The sequence below is a fragment of the Kiloniella laminariae DSM 19542 genome, assembly GCF_000374005.1.
Classification (GTDB): Bacteria; Pseudomonadota; Alphaproteobacteria; order Kiloniellales; family Kiloniellaceae; genus Kiloniella; species Kiloniella laminariae.
Window position 1 is genome coordinate 764,296 of record NZ_KB893134.1, and the last position, 21,857, is coordinate 786,152.

The 21,857-nt window shown below is 52.1% G+C and carries 19 protein-coding genes and 1 tRNA gene; 6 read left to right on the forward strand and 14 right to left on the reverse strand.

The genetic code is table 11. The annotated features are described in order from the left end of the window. Positions 1 to 2 precede the first annotated feature (2 nt). The 7 genes from B152_RS0103720 to B152_RS0103750 form a co-directional block, all read right to left on the reverse strand. Positions 3 to 494: a F0F1 ATP synthase subunit B family protein gene (locus tag B152_RS0103720; RefSeq protein WP_020591042.1), complete on the reverse strand. Its 492-nt coding sequence runs from the start codon at positions 492 to 494 to the stop codon at positions 3 to 5. Positions 495 to 611: 117 nt separating this feature from the next. Then, positions 612 to 839: a F0F1 ATP synthase subunit C gene (locus B152_RS0103725; protein ID WP_020591043.1), complete on the reverse strand. Its 228-nt coding sequence runs from the start codon at positions 837 to 839 to the stop codon at positions 612 to 614. A 77-nt stretch (positions 840 to 916) separates the two neighbouring features. After that, positions 917 to 1,627, reverse strand: coding sequence for a F0F1 ATP synthase subunit A (locus B152_RS0103730; protein ID WP_020591044.1), 711 nt, complete (start codon positions 1,625 to 1,627; stop codon positions 917 to 919). 49 nt (positions 1,628 to 1,676) lie between these two features. Beyond that, the gene (locus B152_RS0103735; protein ID WP_083921791.1) at positions 1,677 to 2,126 is read right to left on the reverse strand and encodes an AtpZ/AtpI family protein; all 450 of its coding nucleotides are present in this window, start codon (positions 2,124 to 2,126) and stop codon (positions 1,677 to 1,679) included. Between the two features lie 165 nt (positions 2,127 to 2,291). Then, entirely contained in the window at positions 2,292 to 5,753 is a 3,462-nt protein-coding gene (smc, locus tag B152_RS0103740) for a chromosome segregation protein SMC (RefSeq protein ID WP_020591046.1), read from the reverse strand. A 221-nt stretch (positions 5,754 to 5,974) separates the two neighbouring features. After that, a complete protein-coding gene (locus B152_RS0103745; RefSeq protein WP_020591047.1) occupies positions 5,975 to 6,589 on the reverse strand; it encodes a DsbA family protein in 615 nt (204 codons plus the stop codon). Positions 6,590 to 6,690: 101 nt separating this feature from the next. Continuing rightward, positions 6,691 to 7,158 carry a DUF721 domain-containing protein gene (locus tag B152_RS0103750; protein ID WP_020591048.1) on the reverse strand — a complete coding sequence of 156 codons (468 nt, stop codon included), beginning with the start codon at positions 7,156 to 7,158 and terminating at the stop codon, positions 6,691 to 6,693. On the opposite strand from B152_RS0103750, the gene B152_RS25945 reads away from it, so the two are divergent. Next, positions 7,139 to 7,399 carry a hypothetical protein gene (locus B152_RS25945; protein WP_051082929.1) on the forward strand — a complete coding sequence of 87 codons (261 nt, stop codon included), beginning with the start codon at positions 7,139 to 7,141 and terminating at the stop codon, positions 7,397 to 7,399. The genes B152_RS0103750 and B152_RS25945 overlap by 20 nt on opposite strands. Positions 7,400 to 7,433: 34 nt before the next feature. Continuing rightward, positions 7,434 to 8,573, forward strand: a complete 1,140-nt coding sequence (gene mutY, locus B152_RS0103760) for an A/G-specific adenine glycosylase (protein WP_020591050.1) — start codon at positions 7,434 to 7,436, stop codon at positions 8,571 to 8,573. A gap of 63 nt (positions 8,574 to 8,636) precedes the next feature. On the opposite strand, the gene B152_RS0103765 is transcribed toward mutY, so the two are convergent. The 6 genes from B152_RS0103765 to B152_RS24925 form a co-directional block, all read right to left on the reverse strand. Continuing rightward, entirely contained in the window at positions 8,637 to 9,665 is a 1,029-nt protein-coding gene (locus B152_RS0103765) for a site-specific DNA-methyltransferase (protein WP_085954796.1), read from the reverse strand. Positions 9,666 to 9,807: 142 nt separating this feature from the next. Continuing rightward, entirely contained in the window at positions 9,808 to 10,455 is a 648-nt protein-coding gene (locus B152_RS0103770) for a ribonuclease HII (RefSeq protein ID WP_020591052.1), read from the reverse strand. A gap of 17 nt (positions 10,456 to 10,472) precedes the next feature. Then, positions 10,473 to 11,888 (reverse strand): cation:proton antiporter, encoded by a 1,416-nt coding sequence (locus B152_RS0103775; RefSeq protein WP_020591053.1) that lies wholly within the window; start codon positions 11,886 to 11,888, stop codon positions 10,473 to 10,475. Between the two features lie 68 nt (positions 11,889 to 11,956). Beyond that, the gene (gene moaB, locus B152_RS0103780) at positions 11,957 to 12,493 is read right to left on the reverse strand and encodes a molybdenum cofactor biosynthesis protein B (RefSeq protein WP_020591054.1); all 537 of its coding nucleotides are present in this window, start codon (positions 12,491 to 12,493) and stop codon (positions 11,957 to 11,959) included. Beyond that, positions 12,477 to 14,420 (reverse strand): lytic transglycosylase domain-containing protein, encoded by a 1,944-nt coding sequence (locus B152_RS22370; RefSeq protein WP_020591055.1) that lies wholly within the window; start codon positions 14,418 to 14,420, stop codon positions 12,477 to 12,479. Before B152_RS22370 ends, moaB begins: the two co-directional genes overlap by 17 nt. Positions 14,421 to 14,647: 227 nt before the next feature. After that, entirely contained in the window at positions 14,648 to 15,571 is a 924-nt protein-coding gene (locus B152_RS24925) for a uracil-DNA glycosylase (RefSeq protein WP_020591056.1), read from the reverse strand. A gap of 462 nt (positions 15,572 to 16,033) precedes the next feature. On the opposite strand from B152_RS24925, the gene B152_RS0103795 reads away from it, so the two are divergent. The 3 genes from B152_RS0103795 (at position 16,034) to B152_RS0103805 (ending at position 20,588) form a co-directional block, all read left to right on the forward strand. Next, positions 16,034 to 17,692: an electron transfer flavoprotein-ubiquinone oxidoreductase gene (locus B152_RS0103795; RefSeq protein WP_020591057.1), complete on the forward strand. Its 1,659-nt coding sequence runs from the start codon at positions 16,034 to 16,036 to the stop codon at positions 17,690 to 17,692. 171 nt (positions 17,693 to 17,863) lie between these two features. After that, on the forward strand, positions 17,864 to 19,651 hold the full coding sequence (locus tag B152_RS22380; RefSeq protein WP_020591058.1) for a tetratricopeptide repeat protein: 1,788 nt from the start codon (positions 17,864 to 17,866) through the stop codon (positions 19,649 to 19,651). A 61-nt stretch (positions 19,652 to 19,712) separates the two neighbouring features. Then, positions 19,713 to 20,588, forward strand: coding sequence for a 4-(cytidine 5'-diphospho)-2-C-methyl-D-erythritol kinase (locus B152_RS0103805; RefSeq protein WP_020591059.1), 876 nt, complete (start codon positions 19,713 to 19,715; stop codon positions 20,586 to 20,588). A gap of 13 nt (positions 20,589 to 20,601) precedes the next feature. On the opposite strand, the gene B152_RS0103810 is transcribed toward B152_RS0103805, so the two are convergent. Continuing rightward, positions 20,602 to 21,309, reverse strand: a complete 708-nt coding sequence (locus tag B152_RS0103810; protein ID WP_020591060.1) for a peptidoglycan-binding domain-containing protein — start codon at positions 21,307 to 21,309, stop codon at positions 20,602 to 20,604. 281 nt (positions 21,310 to 21,590) lie between these two features. Here B152_RS0103810 and B152_RS0103815 point away from each other — a divergent pair. Next, positions 21,591 to 21,665: transfer RNA gene (locus B152_RS0103815), tRNA-Gln, on the forward strand. The last annotated feature ends 192 nt before the right edge of the window (positions 21,666 to 21,857 follow it).

Consider the following 21,857-nt stretch of genomic DNA (forward strand, 5'->3'; position numbering starts at 1 on the left):
GATTAGCCTCTGCCTCCCAGTGCTTCGTCAACAGCTTTGCTGACTTTGGACTCGGTTACATCGGCCCCAAGGAGTTTCCCGGCTGCAGCACTGGCAACTTCTGTGGCCACATCTTTGATATGGCTCAGGGCTTCAGTGCGAGCAGCAGAGATTTTGTCTTCGGCAATCTGAACCTTCTCTTTGAGCTGGGCATCAAACTCAGCCTGGCGCTTGGCACCGGTGGCTGCGATCTTGTCCGCAGATTCTTTGAGAGCGGCAAGAGCAGAGGTTCGTGCATCGGCAATGGCTTTCTGATAGTCGGCGAGGACTTCTTCAGCTTCTTGCTTCAGGCGTTCTGCTTTTTCCAGATCACCGGAAACTCTGTTTTCACGCTCTTCCAGAATGGAGGCCAGTCTCGGCAATGCGAGCTTGGACAACAGAAAGTAAAGCACGCCGAAGGTAATAATCAGCCAGAAAATCTGGCTTACCCACGTGGAAGGATCAAATTGTGGCATCGTGCTACGCGCCCTGTTCAGTTAACAAAGTCGGTCCAGATAAAAGTCTGATAGGCCGACACACTCAGATATCCCGGTTAGGGGTCCTGGCGATATCGGCCTAGAGAACTGTTCCGATTAGGCTACGAACAGAAGGATCAGAGCAACCAGCAGGGAGAACAGTGCGATAGCTTCGGTAACAGCAAAGCCAATCCAGATGTTCGCGCCGATTTCGTCTTTAGACGCCGGGTTGCGAGCGATTGCCTGGAAATAACTTGCCCAGACATTACCAACACCAACACCTGCACCAATCATTCCGAGAGTAGCCAGACCGGCACCAATCAATTTTGCGGCTTCAGCTTCCATATTTCCAGCTCCTTTAACGCTGAACGTTAGATATATAACGTTAGATAGATAAGTAAGTTACGAGTACCTGAAAAGACCTAGTGCAGATGGATCGCATCGTGCAGATAGATACAAGTCAGGATGGTGAAAACATATGCTTGTAGTGCTCCGACCAAGAGTTCCAGAGCTTGAATGCTAACCAGAACAGGCAGAACAAAAACACCAAACAGACCAAGCATGACCACAAAGCCGCCAAGAACTTTTAACAGTACGTGGCCGACGACCATATTGGCAAAGAGACGAACAGACAGGCTGATCGGTCTTGAAAGATAGGAAACCAGTTCGATCGGAATCAGGATCACAGCTGTCCAGAGCGGTGCTCCATGCGGGAAAAACAGGCGCAGGAAGCCTGCACCGTGCCGGACAAAACCGATAACAGTAACCGCAAGGAAGATGACAATTGCCATGGCAAAGGTCACTGCGATGTGACTGGTGAAGGTAAAGGTCCCGGGGATCAGGCCGATAATATTTCCGAAAAGGATGAACATGAAAAGTGTAAAGACAAACGGGAAGTACTGACGACCCGCTGAACCCACATTGTCACGTAGTAGATTGGCTACCATTTCATAGCTCATCTCTGCCATGCTCTGCCACCGGCCTGGTACAAGTGCCCGCCCGCGGGTGGAATATACCAAGAATACGGTGATCAGAGCAGCTGACAACACCATGAACAGGGCCGAATTGGTAAAGGAGATATCGTAACTACCCAACTTCAAAGCAACGATCGGATTTACCTCGAACTGCTGCATTGGGCCGTGTGAACCACCTGATGCCACGAGACTTCCCCTCTATTCTATTTCACTCTGCGTCATCTTCGCGGGTGTCGCGAAAACGCTTCTTGTTCTCTAACTGTTTAGCGACCCTGATCACATTGATAAAGGCCGCCCCGATACCAAGGAAGAAGAAAATAATCATCAACCAAGGTTTAGTCCCCAACCACAGATCGAGATAATAACCTATCCCGAAGCCCATGATCAGGGCTGCAACTATTTCGACAGCGATGCGAAATCCGACCGCCATCCCGCTTGCCATCTCAGCCTGGTTTCTGGATGCAGGCTTATTAACCTTTTCCTGACGCTCGCGAGCCGCGCGCAGTCTTTTATCCAGATCCGTCAACGACGAATTATCTTCAGGTTCCGGCATATTTTTAGCCCCCTGATGGCTACCAAAATGGCTGAGGCAGCAGCTATTAAACGCGGGCGCAACATACGTGTTGCCCGGTTGTTGTGTCAAGAACGAATCAGTCATGTTTCCGCCCTATTTCGCCGATGTCTGGCGATGGTTTTCTGGGGGAGCTGTTACAGAGCGTGTCGGTATTGGGATATTTAGCGTGATAACAATATGAAATGTAATAAAAATACTGAGAAAACAGGCCTTAAACAGAGCCGTTGAAACCACAATTTTGCAGTGAGTTTACTCTTCTATTAAAGCATCAGCTGCTTCAAGGTTAACGGAGACAAGTTGACTGACGCCGCGTTCACTCATGGTTACGCCATACAATCGATGGACCCGCGCCATGGTCATACGGTGGTGAGAAATAATCAGAAACCTGGTTGAAGTACTGTGCACGAGTTCTTCAACCAGTTTGCAAAAGCGGTCGACGTTGGCATCGTCAAGTGGCGCATCGACCTCATCAAGAACACAAATTGGGGCCGGATTGGTCAGGAAAACGGCAAAAAGCAGGGCGAGAGCGGTCAGGGCCTGTTCTCCACCTGACAGCAGGGACATTACCTGTAGCCGTTTGCCAGGAGGGCTGGCCATGATTTCCAGGCCTGCTTGCAGCGGGTCTTCGGCATCAACCAGGCTGAGATGAGCCTGCCCGCCCCCAAAAAGCCTGACAAAGAGATCCGAGAAATGAGCATTTACCCGGGCAAAGGCCTTGAGCAGACGGTCGCGGCCTTCCCTGTTCAGATTGGAGATGCCCTGGCGCAGTTTGCTGATTGCCTGTAACAGATCTTCCTTGTCCCCGAGCATGGCCTTGATCTGTGCTTCAAGTTCCTCAGCCTCTTTTTCGGCGCGGAGGTTTACCGGGCCCATATTGTCACGTTCGGCTGTCAGGCGATTATGTTTCCTGACGACCTCTTCACGAAGTGGAAGGTCATCGCCCAACTTTATATCGGCTATGGAAAGAGCTTTTTCCAGGGAACAGCCTAGACGCTCCCGGACCCGTTCAATCAGAATTGCCATAGCCTGTTTGGCCTGAGTCACTTCAGATTCAGCCCTGATCATGGATTCCCTTGCCTGAGAAAGATCCTGTTCGGATTCACGTAATTGTCGATCTGCTTCTGCCTGCTGAAGTTCTGCAGCCCGAAGGTTTTCTGCGGCGCTTTTGCGCTCTGTTTCTGCTGCGGCAATCAGCTTTGCCATTGCATCGTGCTGTTTTTGCAAAAGGGTTGGCTTTTCCTGCCAAACAGAAATTTCAGATTCAGTACGTTTTATCCTGTTGCTGATTTCTCCAAGGTACTGGTCTGATTCCCGGGTGCGCCTTAACCAGGAGTCCAGTTCACCCGCAATGGTGCTCAGGCGCTGCTTGCGGGCGTCTGCATCTCGTTTGTGTTGCTCAAGCTTGCCGCGATCGGACGAGAGTATCTGGCGGCTGCTTGATAAGTCGCCTCTTAACTTGGCAACCTTCTCTTTTTCGCTCTCGAGATCAGGAAGTTGCCGAAGCTCGCCGTTCAGAGATTCGTAATCCGTGGTTACGGTCTGTTTTTCCAACTGTAGCCGCTGCAGGTTTTCTTCTGCGGTTTCGAGCCGGGTCAGCAAGCGGGAATCTTTTTGCGTCAGTTCTATTTGTCTGTTGCGTTCATTGGTCAGGCTTGTGAAGGCGTTGTTTAACCGGTCCCGGGTTTCCTTTTCTTTCTGGGCGAGTGTTTCCCGCACTTCTTTTTCAGAAAGGTAGGCCGCTCGGGCTGTTGCACTGACCTCTTCTGTAATCTTCTGCTGTTTTTCGAGAGCGCGCAGACGATTTTTTTGGGCAAGGCGTATGGCAGTAGGAGAGGGGGCGTCTTCTCTGACGGTCAAACCATCCCAGCGCCACAAGGTTCCTTCCCGGGATACCAGTCGTTGTCCCGGAGCAAGTCGGGCATAGAGGGCATCCGTCACGGTTCTGGACTCAATGACACCAATCTGAGAGAGGCGGTTGTGCATCCGTTCAGGGCTGTCGACAAAATCGATGAGCGGAGTGACCCCTTCTGGCAGGTCCGGGAGATTTTGACGGCGTGGAATATTATGCCAATGGGCTACCGCATTTTCTTCCGAGCCGGCATTCAGATCTTCACCCAAGGCGGCACCAAGCGCTTTTTCATATCCGGGGGTTACGGAAAGTTCTTCCAGAATAGGATGGGTTATGGCGCCGGTTTCATCCCGGAGCATTTCTTTCAGGGCGTTAACCTCTGCCGTGACCTGCTGATGGTTGTTCCGGGCTGTTTGCATCTGTTCAAGAAGAAGCTCTTCCTGCTGCCGTGCCTTGAGCAGCTGTTTTTCCAGTTCCTCTGATGCGGTTTTGGCCTCTTGCAGCGAGGCTTCAGCTGTTTGTACTTTTGTTGTAGCTTCCTTCAACGTTGTGGCGCTGATTCGCTGGTCTTGCAGTTGTTTGTTCAGAGCTATCTGTTGATCAATCAGGCTTGCCTGGCGGGTTATCTGATTTTTAAGTTCAGAAAGACGCCGGGTCATGACCGTCGCGCGGGCTTCGTTTGCGGCGATCCGGTTCGTTATTTCGCTCAGGGCATGATCGGTTTCGGTGACTTTTTTTGTCCCGTCAGTGCAGAGTTGTTCGAGCTGTTGTCGCCTGTCATGTGCGGTCAGCTCGAGCCGGGTGATATCGACCTTTTCCTTGTTCAGGCGCTGTTCAGCTTCCTGGGCATCCTTGTGAATCCCCGCAGCGCGTTCGCGGTCTTTTGTCAGCTGCTGCAGGAGTTCTGTTGCCTGTGTCAGGGCAGAGGCAGCTTGCTGTTCTTCTCGTTGCAGGTTCTCCTGGTCCAGTAACAGGCGTTGCAGCTTGGTTGATAATGTTGTTTCAGCTTCGCGAAGGCTGGGTAATTTTGCCGTTACTTCCAGCTGGGCGGTTGATTTTTGGGCAACGACGGCGGTTTTTTCAGAAACGATTTTCTGGTTTGTGGCGAGGTTCTCTGTTGCTCTGTTCAGGAGGGCCTGGGCGTCCACTGATTCGTAGTGCAGCAGGATGGCTTCATGTTGGCGAATCAGTTCGGCGAGATTGCGGTAACGGCTGGCCTGACGGGCCTGTTTCTTAAGCCCCTGAAGCTGAGCTTCGAGTGTTGTGACGACGTCTTCAAGCCGTTCAAGATTGCTTTCGGCCGCCTTGAGGCGCAGCTCTGCTTCGTGTCTTCGTGAATGAAGACCGGTGATTCCCGCTGCTTCTTCGAGAAGGAGGCGGCGGTTGGCCGGGCGGGCATTGATGATTTCGCCTATCCGTCCCTGGCTGACCAGGGCGGTCGATTGTGAGCCGCTGGCCGCATCGGCAAAGAGCAGCTGGACGTCCCGTGCTCTCACATCCTTGCCGTTTACCTTGTAATTCGATCCGCTTCCCCGAGCGATTCGCCGTACCACCTCTATTTCCTGATACTCGTTAAAAGCCGCAGGCGCTGTCCGATCTTCATTGTTAAGGACCAGACAGACCTCGGCGAGATTACGGGGAGGGCGGTTTGATGAACCGGCAAAGATGACGTCGTCCATCTCGCTTCCCCGCATGCGCTTGGCAGAGGTTTCCCCCATGACCCAGCGCAGGGCTTCAACCAGATTGGATTTTCCACAGCCATTCGGGCCGACAATGCCGGTCATGCCGGATTCGATCAGCAGCTCTGTCTGATCAACAAAGGATTTGAACCCGCTAAGGCGTAGTTTGTTAAACTGAACCAAAGTGGCTGGGCTCCGGCTTGTGGATGGCGGTTCTCTCGACGAGGTTATCTCGATAGAGCGGGAAGATATCAGGCATGATCAAGTAAAAAGAGTAGCTTGCTCATGGGGAATCTGCAACGTGCGTTCTATTCCGCAGCCGGAAACCAGACACAGAGAATCAGACAAGAGAAAAGGCCCCTGATTGTCAGAGGCCTTTTAGGGGGGAGCGCATTTAGCTGAAATCAGCTGGCATCTTCCAGCAATTCATTCATAGCGTCATAGTCCCGGCCACCGGGGTACAGTTCCTCGTTCAGAATGAAACTTGGTGTTGAATTAACCCCCAGTCTCTTTCCTTCCTGAGCCTGGGTCACGACCCGTTTCTGGAGTTCTTCATCAGCAAGGCATTTTTCAAGCTGTTCTTTGCTGACACCGGCCAGTGAAGCAATCTTGGTCAACTCTCCCTTGGGGTCTCCGCCAAAAGCCCAGACCTGTTGCTGTTTGAACAGGAAATCAAGGAAGGTGAAATAGCGGTCGCCTTCAAAGCATTCAGCTGCGAGGGCGCCGATAAAGGCCACGCCATCCAGAGGCATGTGGCGGTAAACGAGTCTTGCTCGTCCGGTTTCGAGCCAGTTGGTCTTAATTTGTGGCAAGACGTCCTTGTGGAAGTTGGCGCAGTGCGAACAGGTGAGAGAGGCATACTCGATCAGAGTTACCGGTGCGTTCTTGTCCCCAAGAATGTGATCCTGTTCAGTTACCTCGCCCAAGGCATAGGCCGAAGAAAAGGGAGCAAGGCTCGCAGCCAGTGGCAAACCAGCTGCAAGAGTTGCTGCATTGCGGATGAAAAGCCGTCTGTTCATTGTCATTATAGTCCTGGATGTGCGTACAAAAGCTGATTCGAATTGTTCCTAACCTAGTCTAGGGGGAACTGTGGCGGCAATAGGGCGGATGACCAGATGAGTCATTTAGGTGTTTTTTGTTTGGCTTTGAGGGTTGTGGCAAGCTCTTCCAGGGCAGCGCGCAGGGACTCATTCTGGATATTTGAAAATTCCCGGGCAATGGATTGGCGTTCAGTGGGAGAAAGCTTGGGCAGTTGAGGTTTCTGCGGGGTCTTTTTCTGTGGCAGGGGAGCCTGCTGTAAGGACAGGCGAGCAACGGCCCGATAGCCAAAATGGCTGTTGATCCGTTCGATGATCTGGGGGGCCTGTTGCTGGATGGTCAGAGCAAAAGCAGGATCTGCCTTGAGCAAAAGAGTGCCGTCGTTCCGTATGCCTTGGGGAGGGTAGCTCAGTTTGACCGGAATGCACTGGGCGGAGAGTTCCTGGCCGACGATGTTTGTCCAGTCTTCCAGCAAACCTCCCTCGGCAAATCCGCGTTTGCCAATCATTTTACGGGTGAGGCGCGGCAAGGTGGCCGAAATCGGCGCCATTGTCTTGAAGCGCCGGGATGAGACCTCGAACTCAGTGGATTCTGTGGTTTTTGTTGCTTTTGACTTTGTCGAAGCTTTTGAAGCTGTGCGCGGTTTCCGTGGAGGAGGCATCGGTTCTTGTCTGTCTTTGCTTGTGTTTTGGTTCCGGTTGGGCTTTGGTCCAGAGGCTTTATTATCGCTCCTTAGTATTACAGGTCATTTTGTCCTGTATGACAGTATCATGCTGCAACCAAAAGAGTAACAGGATCTATTCGTCAGGGTGTAACGACAAGGTAATGCTGGAAACCAAACTTCCCACTTCAGAACACGCTGCTTCTCAGGACGCTGCTCTTGTGATCGCCCCCAGGTTACTGCCCTGGTACGACCGCCATGCCAGAGAATTGCCATGGCGCAAGGGGCCACAACATATGAAAGGGGACGGGGGGCGAAGAGAGCTTGCCGACCCTTATCACGTGTGGCTCAGCGAGATCATGCTGCAGCAAACAACCGTTGCAACGGTGAGAGCATATTTTCTCAAGTTTCTGGAGCTTTGGCCTGCTGTTGAAGATCTTGCTCAGGCGGAGCTGGATCAGGTTCTGACGGCCTGGGCCGGCTTGGGGTATTATGCCAGAGCGCGCAATCTGCACCGCTGTGCCAAAGTTGTTGCAGAGGAACTGAACGGTATTTTTCCCGATAACGAAGAGGCTTTGCTCAGGCTGCCCGGTGTGGGGCCCTATACGGCGGCGGCAATTGCCGCGATCGCCTTTGATCGTCCGGCTGCAGTGGTTGATGGAAATGTCGAACGAGTCATCGCCCGGTTTTATGCCCTGCGGGAGCCCCTGCCCGGTGTGAAGACCACAATCAGAGCTCTGACAGCAGAACAAACCCCGCAAGAACGGCCAGGGGACTATGCACAGGCTATGATGGATCTGGGGGCGACAATCTGCACCCCGCGCAATCCGGCCTGCGTTCTCTGTCCAATACAGAAGGGCTGCCAGGGTCTGGAACAGGGAATTGCCGCAGAACTGCCGGGAAAAGCTCCGAAAAAACTCAAGCCGACCCGCCGGGCTTTTGCCTATCTCTTCCGGGATGAGGCCGGGGCTGTGCTGTTGCGCCGCCGGGCGGAAAGCGGGCTGCTGGGTGGAATGGTTGAGGTGCCGAGCGGTAATTGGGAAGAGGCGCCTGAGCCGGAACGGGATTCCTTGATGGATACTCTCGGGCATTGGGAGCTGCTGGAAGGTCAGGTGAAGCATACCTTCACCCATTTTCATTTCGAGATTTCCCTGCTGCAAGCTTGTGTGGGCAAGGATGGGAAAGAACCGATTGCCAAGGCACTGGGTGGAAGCTGGTATAGGACAGAGGAGTTCTCAGGACTTGCCTTGCCAACCGTCATGAAAAAGATTTTGCGTCAGGCTCAGCTACTTCAAAGGGGTTGAGGGGAACAGTGATCACCGCACAAAAAAGGCCCGTCAGATCAGGCCTTTTTTGTGATATCGGATTTAGTTGGCCATTTCGGCTCTGACCTGCTGGCGCAGCAGATCAATGGAAACTTCATTGCCTTCAGCGTCAAGGTGCCAGAAGGACCAGCCATTACAGGCGGCGGCCCCCTGAACCATTGCGCCAACCTTGTGGATCGAGCCCTGGAATTTATCGGCGATCAGCGTGCCGTCTGCCCGAACTTTGGCGGAGAATTTTTTCTTGGGGCTGTAGAGTGTCGTTCCCGGCTCCAGCAGGCCGCGTTCAATCAAGGTGCCAAAGGGGATGCGGGGCTGTTCACGTTTTTGTTCAATAGCAACAAGATCGATATCATCCAGTTGTTTGACTTTGGATAATCGACTTTCTGCGAGTTCAACGTAGTCCGGATCCTGTTCGATCCCGATATACTGGCGGCCAAGGCGTTTGGCTACTGCGCCAGTTGTGCCCGTACCAAAGAAGGGATCGAGAATGACATCGCCGGGTTTGGTGGATGCGAGAATAACGCGGTGCAACAGAGGTTCAGGTTTTTGGGTCGGGTGAGCCTTGTCACCGTCTTTATTTTTCAGGCGCTCTCCGCCGTTACAGATCGGCAGAAGCCAGTCACTTCGCATCTGTACGTCGTCGTTCAGGGCCTTCATGGATTCATAGTTGAAAGTGTATTTTGAATCCTTGGATTTGGCGGCCCAAATCATGGTCTCATGGGCATTGGTAAAGCGCCGTCCCCGGAAATTCGGCATGGGGTTCGACTTGCGCCAGATCACATCATTGAGCATCCAGTAATCCAGATTCTGGAGTAACGTACCGACGCGGTAGATGTTGTGATAGCTGCCGATAACCCAGAGAGTACCGTTGTCTTTGAGGACACGGCGGGCAGCCTGGAGCCATTTCCAGGTGAATTCGTCGTAAGCACGGAAGCTGTCAAACTTGTCCCAGTCATTGTTGACCGCATCAACCTTGGAATTGTCCGGACGAGTTAGCTCGCCAGCCAATTGCAGGTTATAGGGAGGGTCAGCAAAGATCACATCAACGGACTTTTCAGGCAGACCGTTCATGATCTCAACGCATTCGCCGAGATGGACAACATTTTTCTTCACTAAAGCAGACTCCCCTTGACTCGAGTCCCCTATCCTGAGTCACGATGGAGTCGCGGTCAAGTATTTTTTACAGGAAGAGTCAAGTAAAGAGTCATAAGAGTCAGTTGCTTAGCTCGAGTCGTTCACGAACAGGACGAAATGTGCGACGATGAGCAGGGGTAACCCCAAGATCTAGTAGTGCCGCACGATGTTCGGCTGTTCCGTACCCCTGGTTTCTTTCCCAGCCATATCCCGGATAATGAATCGAGAGTTGTTGCATCTGTCTGTCTCTTTCGACCTTTGCAACGACAGAAGCGGCGGCGATTGAGAGGCTGAGACTGTCTCCCTTGATCACTGTTTGACCAGGGCAGGGCAGCAGGGGTAGACGGTTGCCATCGATCAGGGCGCCGTCGGGTTTGATCTTCAGGTTTTGAAAAGCCCGCTGCATTGCAAGCAGTGATGCCTGCAGAATATTGAGCTCATCTATCTCTTCAACGGATGCCTGCCCAAGGGCAATTCTGACAACACCGATCATGTTCAGCTGTGTCAGTTCCGCTGCAAGCTGTTCTCTCCTTATCGCGGTCAGCTTTTTTGAATCATCCAGTTTCCTGAGCAGAGACAAGGGAGTTCTGAACTGGTCAAGCCAGGCGGCAGCGGCAACAACCGGCCCAGCCCAGGGGCCGCGCCCTACCTCATCCAGTCCGACAATAATTGCCGGATCAATAGCCAGCTGCTGCTGGAGTTCGATCTCTTTTTGAAAGTCAGGCATAAGCGGAATGAAACGAGCTAAGATTTGACTGCGCTGTCGATCGCATCGTCTGTTTCTGGAGTATCATCCGGGGCAGAGGAATCCTGATGGTCTGCAGCTACGCCACCCTTTGATGGTTCTTCAGCAGTTGTTTCTGGCTCTTGAGGGGGCTTTCCCAGTTTTGCCAGCACTGTGGCGACAAAAACCTGAAGAGTCAGGCTGGCGCGTCTGATGGCATTGACTTCGGGGCCATAGGTCAAGCGCATTGTTTCCCGCCCGGAGGTAACACCCAGCTGGGCGATCTGATGCAATCTGCGGGCACTGAAAAGCCAGAAGGGGCTGGTAAAGAGCGAGATAACTGTCACGGAAACCACCAGGCGATAGTTATCGTCACTCAGTACACCTGCGCCAATCCCCAGTGCGGCAAGAATAAAGGAGAACTCGCCAAGCTGGGCCAGCAGAGCGCCGGAGATAAAGGCTCTGGGCCAGCTCTCGCCGAGAAACCGCAGCAGAACAATGTTGAAGGCGGTCTTAAAAAGGGCAACAAAAAGAACCAGAAGGAAGACCAGCCCAAAGTTTTCCCAGATGTAACCTGCATCAAGCAGCAGGCCGATGGAGAGGAAAAAGACCATCAGCAAGATGCTCTGGATTGGGGCGACCTGGCGAATCATGACCTTGTGGCTGGCCGAGTTGCCCAGAACCAGCCCGGCAAGGAAAGCTCCGTATGCAGCAGAAAGTCCCATGATCCCGGAGAGTGCTGCGGCACCAAAACAGAATGCCATGCCGGCAAGAGGGGTGAGATCCTCGTTATCGCCGATCGAACGGGCTAAAGGAATTTGCAGCCCACGTCTTTTACTGAGAAAGGCGAGCAACAAGGCAAGAAAGGCGATCGAGAAGCCAACCTTGATGATGGCTTCGCTGCCGGTGCCGCCCTCGCTGCCAAAGGAGCCAACCAGCAGCATCATGGGAACAACGGCGAGATCCTGCGCAATGAGGATGCCAATTGTGACCTGTCCGACGCGGGTGTTCTGCTCGTTGATTTCCTTGAGCATTTTGACGGCGACGGCCGTGCTGGAAAGGGCAAAGACAAAGCCGAAAAAGAGGCTTAATTCGATGCTCCAGTCCAGGGCATAGCCAAGGGCAAGCATGCCGCCGACGCCGACGCCGATCTGCAGCGCAGTGGTGACCAGCGCGATCTTCCAGACTTCTTTAATCCCGCGCAGAGAAAGCTCCATACCGATGACAAAGAGCAGCATCAAGACACCGAGTTCAGCAAGGGTAGAGATGTTGTCACGATTGTCTACGAGGCCGAGACCTGTCGGGCCAAGCAGGACACCGGCGAGGATATAGCCGAGCACAGGGGGCTGTTTGAAATGCCGCATGGCTATCCCGCAGGCCAGGGCTCCCAAAATGACGATTGCCAGACCTGTTAGGCTACCACTGTGATCGTGCATCGGTGTTTTCTGTCCTGCTGTGTTCTGGGTTTATCATGAAGGAAAGGTTTTCCCCCGGCTTGCCTGATTCAGGAAAGGTGTTCCTGCAGGCGTGGCATCAATTCTACCAGATTACAGGGGCGATGGCGATTATCCAGCTGTGATTTGAGAATCTCTCCCCAGCCATCTTTGCAAGCGGAAGGTGAGCCGGGCAGGGCAAAGAGATAGGTTCCTTTTGCGACGCCGCCGATGGCTCTGCTCTGCATGGTCGAAGTGCCGATTTTGGCAAAGCTGATCCAGCGGAAGAGCTCGCCAAATCCTTCAATCTCTTTTTCCATTACGGTCTTCAGGGCTTCGGGAGTAGTGTCCCGTCCTGTTACTCCGGTGCCTCCGGTAGAGATAACAACATCAATGGCCGGATCATTCACGTGGGCTGTGAAAATGGAGACAATCTTGTCCAGATCATCCTTGACGATAGATCTGGCGCGAACTTTGTGCCCATCTTCGAGAATCATCTTTTCCAGTATATCTCCGGAGCGATCATCTGCAGCGGTTCTGGAATCGGAAACTGTGACGATTGCGATGTTTACGGGTAGAAAAGGGCGCGTTTCATCGAGCTTTGGCATTGTTGGCGATATCCGATCCAGTGCTGGGAGTATTTCTGTCCTGTGCTTCGTATCGCGGCCAGCGTCCCGCGGCAAGGGCATCAAGAGAGGGAGAGGCCTGATTGAGGCGTGCACGGTAGATCCAGAGGTTGGTCAGGACTCGCTCGATGAAAAGGCGGGTTTCATGGGACGGTATACTTTCGATGAAGAGCAGGGGATCGTCATTGTGATTGGTGTTGCGCTCCCACTTGCCCAGATTTCCCGGTCCGCCGTTATAGGCGGTAGCCAATTTGAACAAATCGCCCTGGACATAAGAGTGAGTGAGGAGGTAGCTGAGATACTTCTGTCCAAGCTCGAGGTTGAGTGATGGGTCGTAGAGTTCGTTTCTATCTGCCCCGCGAAAACTGCGTTTCTCGTCAATGAAGGTCGCGGTCTGTGGCATGAGCTGAAGTAACCCTCGTGCGCCGTCCGGGCTTTTGGCATTCGGGTTGAAAGAAGATTCCTGACGCATGAAGGCATAGACCAGGGCACGGTCAATCTCATACCCTCCCGTGGGTTCCCATTGAGGAATGGGGTAGAGGGCTGTGTCGATAATGCCCCAGCTGTCCGAGGGGAGTTGGCGTTCCTGTTTTTCTTCCGCGGCCATCCGCGCCCCAAGCCTGAAAGCCAGTCTGGGCATGCCGATCTGTTCCGTCAGCTCAAGAAAAGCATAGATCTCGTCACCTTCGATGCTGCCGATGACCTGCGAAAGTTCCTCTCTGGCTTCATCGGTTTTATCGAGTTGTAACAGAGCCAGTGCCCGGCGGCTGGTAGGGTAACTCTCGAGAATTTCAACAGTATCCAGGCCAAGAGCCAGAGGGGAGGTTTCGAAAACAAGGTCCAGCCCAAGCGCCCGCCGCGCCAGCACTCCGTAAAAAGTTCTGGGGTATTCAGCAGCCTGATAGAGGCGCTTGCTGACATCCTGGGGGGCCTTCAGTTTCAAATTGGTTCTGGCGGTCCAGTAGGCTCCGGCTGAGCGCATCCAGCTGTTTGCTCTTGTCGCGTCGGCCAAAGTAGAAAAGTGTTTTCTGGCGAGGTCAATCTGGCCCATGCGCCAGGCAGCCAGTCCGGCAATCCAGTCGGACGAAGGGACATATTTTCTGGATTTTGTGGCTTCCACTGCCAGATCATAGGCTTTCTGGTCCTTGCCATAGTAGTACCAGGCGGCAGCCAGTTTGGCGTAAGTCTGGTCTATCTCAACCTTGTCGAGAAGATGTTTGGCTTTGGCGGACTGCAGGGCTTCTTCTGTTACCGACAGGCGGGTGTTCAGGATATTCCGTCGGAGCTGGCTCTTGAGTTGACGTGCCTTTTTCTGGTCAGCGCTGGAGAGCTTTTTGCCAGAGCGATAATTATAGTTTTTTCCATAGGCCCGATAGGAAGCGCTCTTATGTTGGACAGGTTTGTCCGGCATGGCGTAATTCTTCGGACGTCTCTGCAAAGCCAGCTTGTAGATTGTATCGGCCTGGGGGTGGTCTGCATACTCACCCAGCCACTCTTTGAGTTCTTTGTATTTCGATCTGTAGGCCGTTGGATGCAGAAATTTTTGCGCCAGCACATGTCCCATAAGGGTCTTGTCTTGCAGTTTGGCAATCTGTTTCTCGGCTTCCGGCCAGCGTCCCTGTTCCTGAAGAGCAAAAATCTTGGTGTAAATCTTGATGTCATCTTCTTGCAGAATAACCGGGAGCTCACCAGGCTTTAGCGCTTCGGTCTGATCTGCAAGGGGGGCGATCTGTTCAGGAACAGGTGTAGAGGCCTGGGCATTCCAAGACGTTGTGCCAAAGCTGCCACTAAAAACCAGCGTAAGAGTAATGGTGGTGGCATATATAAATGGCCGCCACTGAGCGAATGTTGTCATAACGAGCTGGTTTTCCCCCATCTTGCGCGCGAGTGTCATAAATCCAAATTTCATCTGATCTCGGATTATGACTTCTGTTCCTGTTTGCGATTTCCCCCGGAAAACGGGAACAGGGTAGTAAATTCAGGCCTTGATCGCAACCGCCCAAAGAAAGCTATCTATGGAACGTTCGTGTTCTTTGTATAAAATTTTATATACCCGGGATTTTAAGAATAGGTGAAGATTGTCAAAGCAGCAGTGAATATAGCGAAGAGGTATAATTGGCGTTAATATGGTTTTTATTATGCTGGTCCAGATAAAAGGGCTGTCCTGACGAGGCGCAAGTCATGCCATGCCAGAGCTTTCTGACGGGGGGTGTTTAAAAGCATATGCGGGGCGAAGGTGGCGAGGGTTTTGATCTCGCGTTTCCCGGGCAGAGTATAGCTGCCCCACTTGCCTCTCTGGCGCAGGAGGCTGGCATCGGGGTCGATGAGGCTCCGCAAGGCAGTCTCGCCCATGATCAGCAAAATTTCCGGCTGGATCAATTCGATTTGTTTTTCGATAAAAGGTTTGCAACAGGCAAGATCGTTTGCTGTAGGCTTTTTATCACCGGGTGGGCGCCAGAAGACTGAAGAAGTCAGGTAAACTTCTTCGAGCGACAGGCCTATACTCTTTAACATGTTAATCAGCAGAGCCCGATTTTGCCCGGCCACGGTCGTTCCCTCGCGGTCTTCTTCTGCCCTGGGGGCGCCGAGGACAATCATAAGTCTGGCCGAAACAGCTTTTGCTTCAAAAACGGTACTGATCGCCGTTTTTTGCAACGAGCAACCCTCGAATTTCCCCAAGGCCTCTGCAAGAGCGGGAATAGAGGTTGCCGATTTTGCCAGTTGATCCGCTTCTGTCAGGGTGCGCTGGAATGACTGCAAGGCACGCCCGGCCGTTGTTATCGGTTTTATTGGGGGGGCTGCTGCGGTGGCTGTGTTTGAGGGGGCGTTATCGCCAGTGCCTGAAGTCTGCTTGGAGGGCTCTCCGGGAACACTCCGGCTGGTCAGAGCATGGGCATAGCTGTCGATAGCGGCTGATCCTGTTGTTTCATCGACCCCAAAATCATGTTGCCATTCGAGAGCCGCGAGCAGTTCATCCCGGGACCAGTCATCCAGAGACCCGACATAGCCGTACTCCCTGCCTTCTGAAGATTCGTCTTGATTGGGGATTTCGCTGCTCATCGTACTCACTTGTTACATCACGGGGCCGCAATTTAAACTACAGCCCGTACCCAGTCCTGTTTAAAATTAAATCGGGAACAAACCAATCATTATCTCTGTTTTTTTATGAAAGAGCAGGCTTGCTCTCGCGATAAATCCTGTAAGCGGTTCCGGAAGAGAACGAAAAATTTCGAAGCTAAAAAGGTCGTGATATTATGCAGTCAGGAAAGAAAATGATTATTGCCAGCTATTATTTGGTTCTTCTGTGTCGTTATTGTTAAATTGCTGCAACGCGAAAATCATTATAAATTAGCATTGAGTTTTGTGAAAAAAATAGGCAAGTTTTTCACGTAATATTTTGGGGTTGCTGTTCTCGCCACAATAATGATGACGAGGATAGCTGGCTTTACACGGGTTTAGATGCTCTTGGGACAGAAGTGACAGGATAGTCACAATGCCCACGAACTCAGATGGAGAGAGTTTATGGAACGCGAGTTTATGGAATATGACGTCGTCATCGTGGGGGCGGGACCTGCAGGGCTCGCGGCGGCGATCAAACTGCGACAGATGTCGATTGAAAGTGGTAAAGAAGTCTCTGTCTGTGTGCTTGAGAAGGGCTCGGAAGTCGGCGCGCACATTTTTTCCGGGGCGGTATTTGAGCCTCGCGCTCTAAACGAGCTGATTCCCGACTGGAAAGAAAAAGGAGCGCCGCTGAACGCACCTGTTTCGGATGAGAAATTCCTTCTGTTGAGTGAAAAAGGCTCAATCAAATTTCCCGTAAGTCTTTTGCCAGCTGAAATGCACAACGATGGGAACTATGTCATTTCCCTCGGAAACCTGTGCCGTTGGCTCGGCGAACGCGCAGAAGAACTTGGTGTGGAAATCTACCCGGGCTTTGCTGCCTCTGAAGTGGTCTATCACGAAGATGGCCGGGTCAAGGGCGTTGCAACCGGCGATATGGGCGTGAGCAAGTCTGGCGATCAGAAAGACTCCTTCATGCCGGGGATGGAACTGCATGGTAAATACACCTTCTTTGCCGAAGGGTGCCGCGGTTCTCTCAGTAAAGGCCTGATGGAAAAATTCAATCTGCGTGAAAACTGTGATCCGCAGACCTATGGCCTTGGTATGAAAGAGCTTTGGGAGCTGGATCCCGCCAAACACAAGCCGGGAACTGTCGTACATACTGCGGGTTGGCCCATGAACAGTTCGACCTGGGGTGGATCTTTCATCTATCACCTGGAAAATGGGCAGGCCTATGTGGGGTATGTGGTTGGTCTTGACTATGAGAATCCGCATCTATTCCCCTTTGGCGAGTTCCAGCGCTTTAAGATGCACCCCGCGATCGCAGAAATGCTCGAAGGTGGGAAGCGTATTTCCTACGGCGCCCGTGCTCTGAATGAAGGGGGCCTGCAATCCATACCCGATCTGGCATTCCCTGGTGGGGCTCTGATCGGTTGTTCTGCCGGGTTCCTGAATGTTGCCAAGATCAAAGGCAGTCACAACGCGATGAAGACGGGGATGCTGGCTGCGGAAAGTGCCTTTGCAGCAATCACGGAAAATGCTGAAGGAACAGTGCCCGCGATTCTGTCGAGTTACCCGGAAGCCTACAAAAATTCCTGGGTTTATGAAGAGCTTTATACCTCGCGCAACTTCCGGCCAGCTTTTAACAAGTTTGGGCTGTGGGGATCAATGCTGTATTCCGGGATTGATCTCAAGGTTCTCCGCGGCAAGCTGCCCTGGACTTTCCGTCATAAACACTCTGATCATGAAACCCTGAAGCCTGCCTCGAGTATGCCGCGGATTGAATATCCGAAGGCAGATGGCAAGCTCTCGTTTGATCGTTTGTCATCTGTATTTATCTCGGGGACAAACCACGAAGAAGACCAACCCTGTCATTTGCAATTGAAAGACAGCTCAGTCCCTATTGCCCATAATCTGGCTGTGTTTGATGCACCGGAACAGCGGTTTTGTCCTGCAGGAGTATATGAAATCGTCCGGGATGATGATGGCGGAAACCCTCAATTGCAAATCAATGCCCAGAACTGTCTGCATTGCAAAACCTGTGACATCAAGGACCCGACCCAGAATATCAACTGGGTTACCCCTGAAGGCTCAGGTGGTCCGAACTATCCGAACATGTAGGGTGTGAGAGAATCACTGTTGATTCAAACGGCCTGATATAAACGAACGGCGGATAGTGAAAAAAAACGGGAAGATTCCATATGAATCTTCCCGTTTTCTTATTAAGTAACCGTAACTTGAGCAGCGCGTGCTTGGCGCGGCAGTTGTAGAAGGGTAGACTGCTTTCAATTCATGTCCGGCGAAGAGGAGGATGATTTGCCTCGCCACGGCTTTTTGTTTGTAAATCCACGTTTCCGGCGTTTTCTGCTTGTTGCAGGAACGGCATTTCTTCTGAGTGCCTGCAGCTCATCGCAAGACCGGCCTGGTGGCGCGCTCAATCCGGCTGGAACGGAAGCAGATACCGCTTATTTTGCCGAAAATATTTCACCTTCAGGCACCTATCTGGCTGGTCTGATCGCTGGACAAAATCGCGACTATAGCATTGCAGCAGATCTGATGCTGGAAGCTCTTGAAACATCGCCTGATGATCCCAGACTGCTTGCCCGTGCCTTTCTTTTAAGTGCAAGTGCCGGCAATAATGACGATGCTCTGGCATTGGCGTCCCGGATTCTGGTTGTATCCCCCGACCAGTCTCTTGCTCATCTGGTATTGTTGGTTGATGCGGTTAAAAACGAAGACTGGGATCTGGCTGGGGAGAGAATCGAGGCATCGCCTGATACCGGGGTGAACACAATCCTGAAGCCCATGTTCCTCGCCTGGACTGATTTAGCCAAAGGTAATCTGGACAAGGCAGTGACAACTCTGGAACCTCTTTCCGAAAAAGAAGGCTTTCAGACTCTCTACGGCATTCAACTGGCTTTGCTAAATGATCTGGGGGGGCGCCCCAAAGAAGCCCGTGCAGCCTATATGAATATACTGGAGATCTCCAATCCGCCGAGCTTGCGGCAACTCAACATTATTGCTGATTTTCTAAGCCGCCAGGGAGATGATATAGGGGCAAAAGACTTGCTCTGGACCTACCTTCAGAGCGATCCCGATAGTACGATTGCCTCCAAGGCGTTAAAAAGGATTGAAGAGGGAAATGGTGTTGAACGGGTGATTGGAAGCCCTGGCGATGCCTTTGCCGAAATTCTTTTTGGTTTTGCCAGTTTGCATGCTCAGGAAAAGGCCTATGATGCGGGCCTTGTCTATGCCATGCAGGCGTTGAGACTGCGGCCGGAATACGAAGAAGCGAAAATCCTTGTCGGCGAAATCATGCAGACCCAGGAACGCAGTCGTGATGCTATTGCGCTTTATCGCACAATTCCCGAGAGCTCTCCTTATGCCTGGACTGTGGGCTTGAGAATTGCTGACGAACTTGTTTCTCTAGACCGGAAGGAAGAGGCTCTGGATGAGCTAAGATCCATGAGCAAGCTGCGTCCGGAACGCTTTGAGCCACACTTGCGTCGGGGCAATATTCTGCGGGCGTCAGAAAAATTCAAAGAGGCCTCATCAGCCTATGATCAGGCGATTGAACGGATTGATAGTGCGGATAGTCGCTTCTGGTCTGTCTATTACTTTCGCGGTATCACTCACGAACGCACAGATCAGTGGGCCAAAGCAGAAGTTGATTTTCTCAAGGCACTGGAGCTTTCTCCTGATCAGCCGCATGTCCTGAATTATCTTGCCTATTCCTGGGTCGAATTAAGGAAAAACCTGGTTCAGGCCGAAGACATGTTGATCAAGGCAGTCGAACTCAGGCCGGAGGATGGCTATATTGTGGATAGTCTGGGATGGGTCTATTACCAGCTGGGTAAATACGACAATGCGGTCAACTATCTGGAGCAGGCAATCGAGTTGAAGGCTGAAGACCCTGTGATCAACGACCATTTGGGCGATGCATACTGGCAGGTGGGGCGGTATCACGAGGCGCGGTTTCAGTGGAAACGAGCTCTCAGCTTCAAGCCGGAAGATAAACAAATCGAGGTTATCCGGGCCAAGATCGAACAGGGGCTGATCTCTGTCGCTAATGGAAATTAGAGGGGGAGATGAAGCTGGTCTGTAGTGATCGCGGTCAGGTCGAGCGATAGAGAACTGCTGTATGGAACAGATTACCGAGTTTGCGGCAGCGAAGATCAATCTTACGCTCCAGGTAACAGGCAAGCGCCCTGATGGATATCATCTGTTGCAGAGTCTTGTGGTCTTTGCCGGGGTTGGGGATTGCCTGCGCTTTTCCCCGGCGGACGACCTGAGCCTAGATATCTCCGGACCTTTTGCATCCCATCTGACGGCTGATTCTGATAATTTGGTTCTTGCTGCTGCTCGCAAGCTGCAAGAACAGCTTGGCAGTGCCTTCCGAGGGAAGGCACTTCCGGGTGCTGCTATTCAGCTTGAGAAAAATCTTCCTGTCGCTTCAGGTATCGGGGGGGGATCGGCTGATGCAGCTGCGGCATTACGAGGGTTGCAGCGATTGTGGAAGGCCGAAATTCCTGAAAATGAGCTGATGTCACTGGCTCTTGATCTGGGGGCTGACGTACCGGTGTGCCTGACCAGCAGTGGCAGCTGGATGGAAGGTATCGGGGAGGTTATCGCACCAGGACCCGAGTTGCCGAAACTTTATGCTGTACTGATCAATCCGGCTGTCCCGGTATCCACACCAGAGATTTTTAAGGCCCTCAAAGGCACTTTCAGCCCGGTGTCAGAGAAACCTGCTGTGATGGTCTCTTTGACAGATCTTACCTGCTATCTCGAAAGTACCCCGAATGATTTGCAGGCTCCGGCGATCTCTCAAGCAGGCATTGTGAGTGAAGTGCTTAGTGGATTGCGCGGCAGCCGGGAGTGCTCTTTTGCGGCCATGTCAGGCAGTGGGGCGACTTGTTATGGGCTTTTCCCCACGGCAAAAGCCGCAGAAAGTTCAGCAGAAACTTTATCTGCAGAGAGACCCGGCTGGTGGGTTGTTCCTACTTTTTTACGATAAGATCAGGGGCTGATTATTGCGAGTTAAGAAGAGTATTAACTGCCTTGAGCTCTTCAAGCAGGGCTGGGCTGGGCTGTCCATCGACAGTTAAGCCGGACATCTCCTGAAACTGACTGATTGCCCCGACCGTTTCGTGATCAATCTTTCCGTCAATCGCCCCTGTATTGATATCCATTACAGCAAGAAGCTCTTCTATCTCCTTTAGCTGCTCTACCCGCATTCCATAAGGTGAACTGGCATTGAGGTTTGGAGACTCTGTGGCGGCAAGTGGCCGGGCTGGAGCCTTTTCCTTGGCGACCTGGACATCCTGAGCGTAGAGATAGACAAAGAGCACCGCAAAAAACAAAATCGCAGCAAAAGCGGCCATCTTGGTNAAAGTTCTGATTTTACTTGAGCCCTGGGCAGTCGGAATCTGTTTTTTGTCTGCGCTATCTGCCTTCAGGTCGTTCTTCTTTTCTTCGGTTTTGACGGGCGAAGCTGTCACGTCTTTATCTGCTGATTTCACCGAGGAAACAGCTTTCTCCTTAGATGACGCAGTCGCTTTTTTCTCCAGGGTTGTCTCTGGGGTTTTCTCCGGGGTCTCTTTTGATACCTTTGTTGCAGCAACCTTTTTGGTTGCGGAGCCGGCTTTCGTGGTTCCCGTTGTTTTGCGCTTTGCCGGCTGGCGCGATTTGCGGCTTGTTGGCTTTTCGTCCGTTGACTTAAGCTTATCGTCGCTCATCAATTCCAGTTCCCTGTTGGCTTTGGTAAGACCCAGTGAAAGTTGGATATCTTTCTTTGAAGGGCCATGATTGGCAGAGTTAATGTCGATAATCCAGAATGTACGTTGACCTGTTGTACTTAAGGATAATCGTTATGAGGGCAATGGGTAAAGCATTCTGGTTTAAAAGAGGTAAAGATCTGTTAAATCCCATCAAAATATAACAGAGAACGATTCGCTTGAAATTGATATAAATCCATTGACTTCCTCGGTTGGCTGAGTATCTTCCCTTTCACGTCTGATGGGGCGTGGCCAAGCGGTAAGGCATCGCTTTTTGGTAGCGACATGCGCAGGTTCGAATCCTGCCGCCCCAGCCAACGAAAAAGACTCCTTCGGGGGTCTTTTTCTGTTTGGACCAGATAACTTCCCCCTTTCGTCAATAGTTTCGCGGATGTACTCTGTTAGAGGGTAAAGACCTTTCCCCGTGCTCTTTTTTGTAGTGGCTCGACATGTCTCGTTAATTAGACTGGCCAGCTTTTGTACTATTCCGATGACCTGACCGAGTTTTC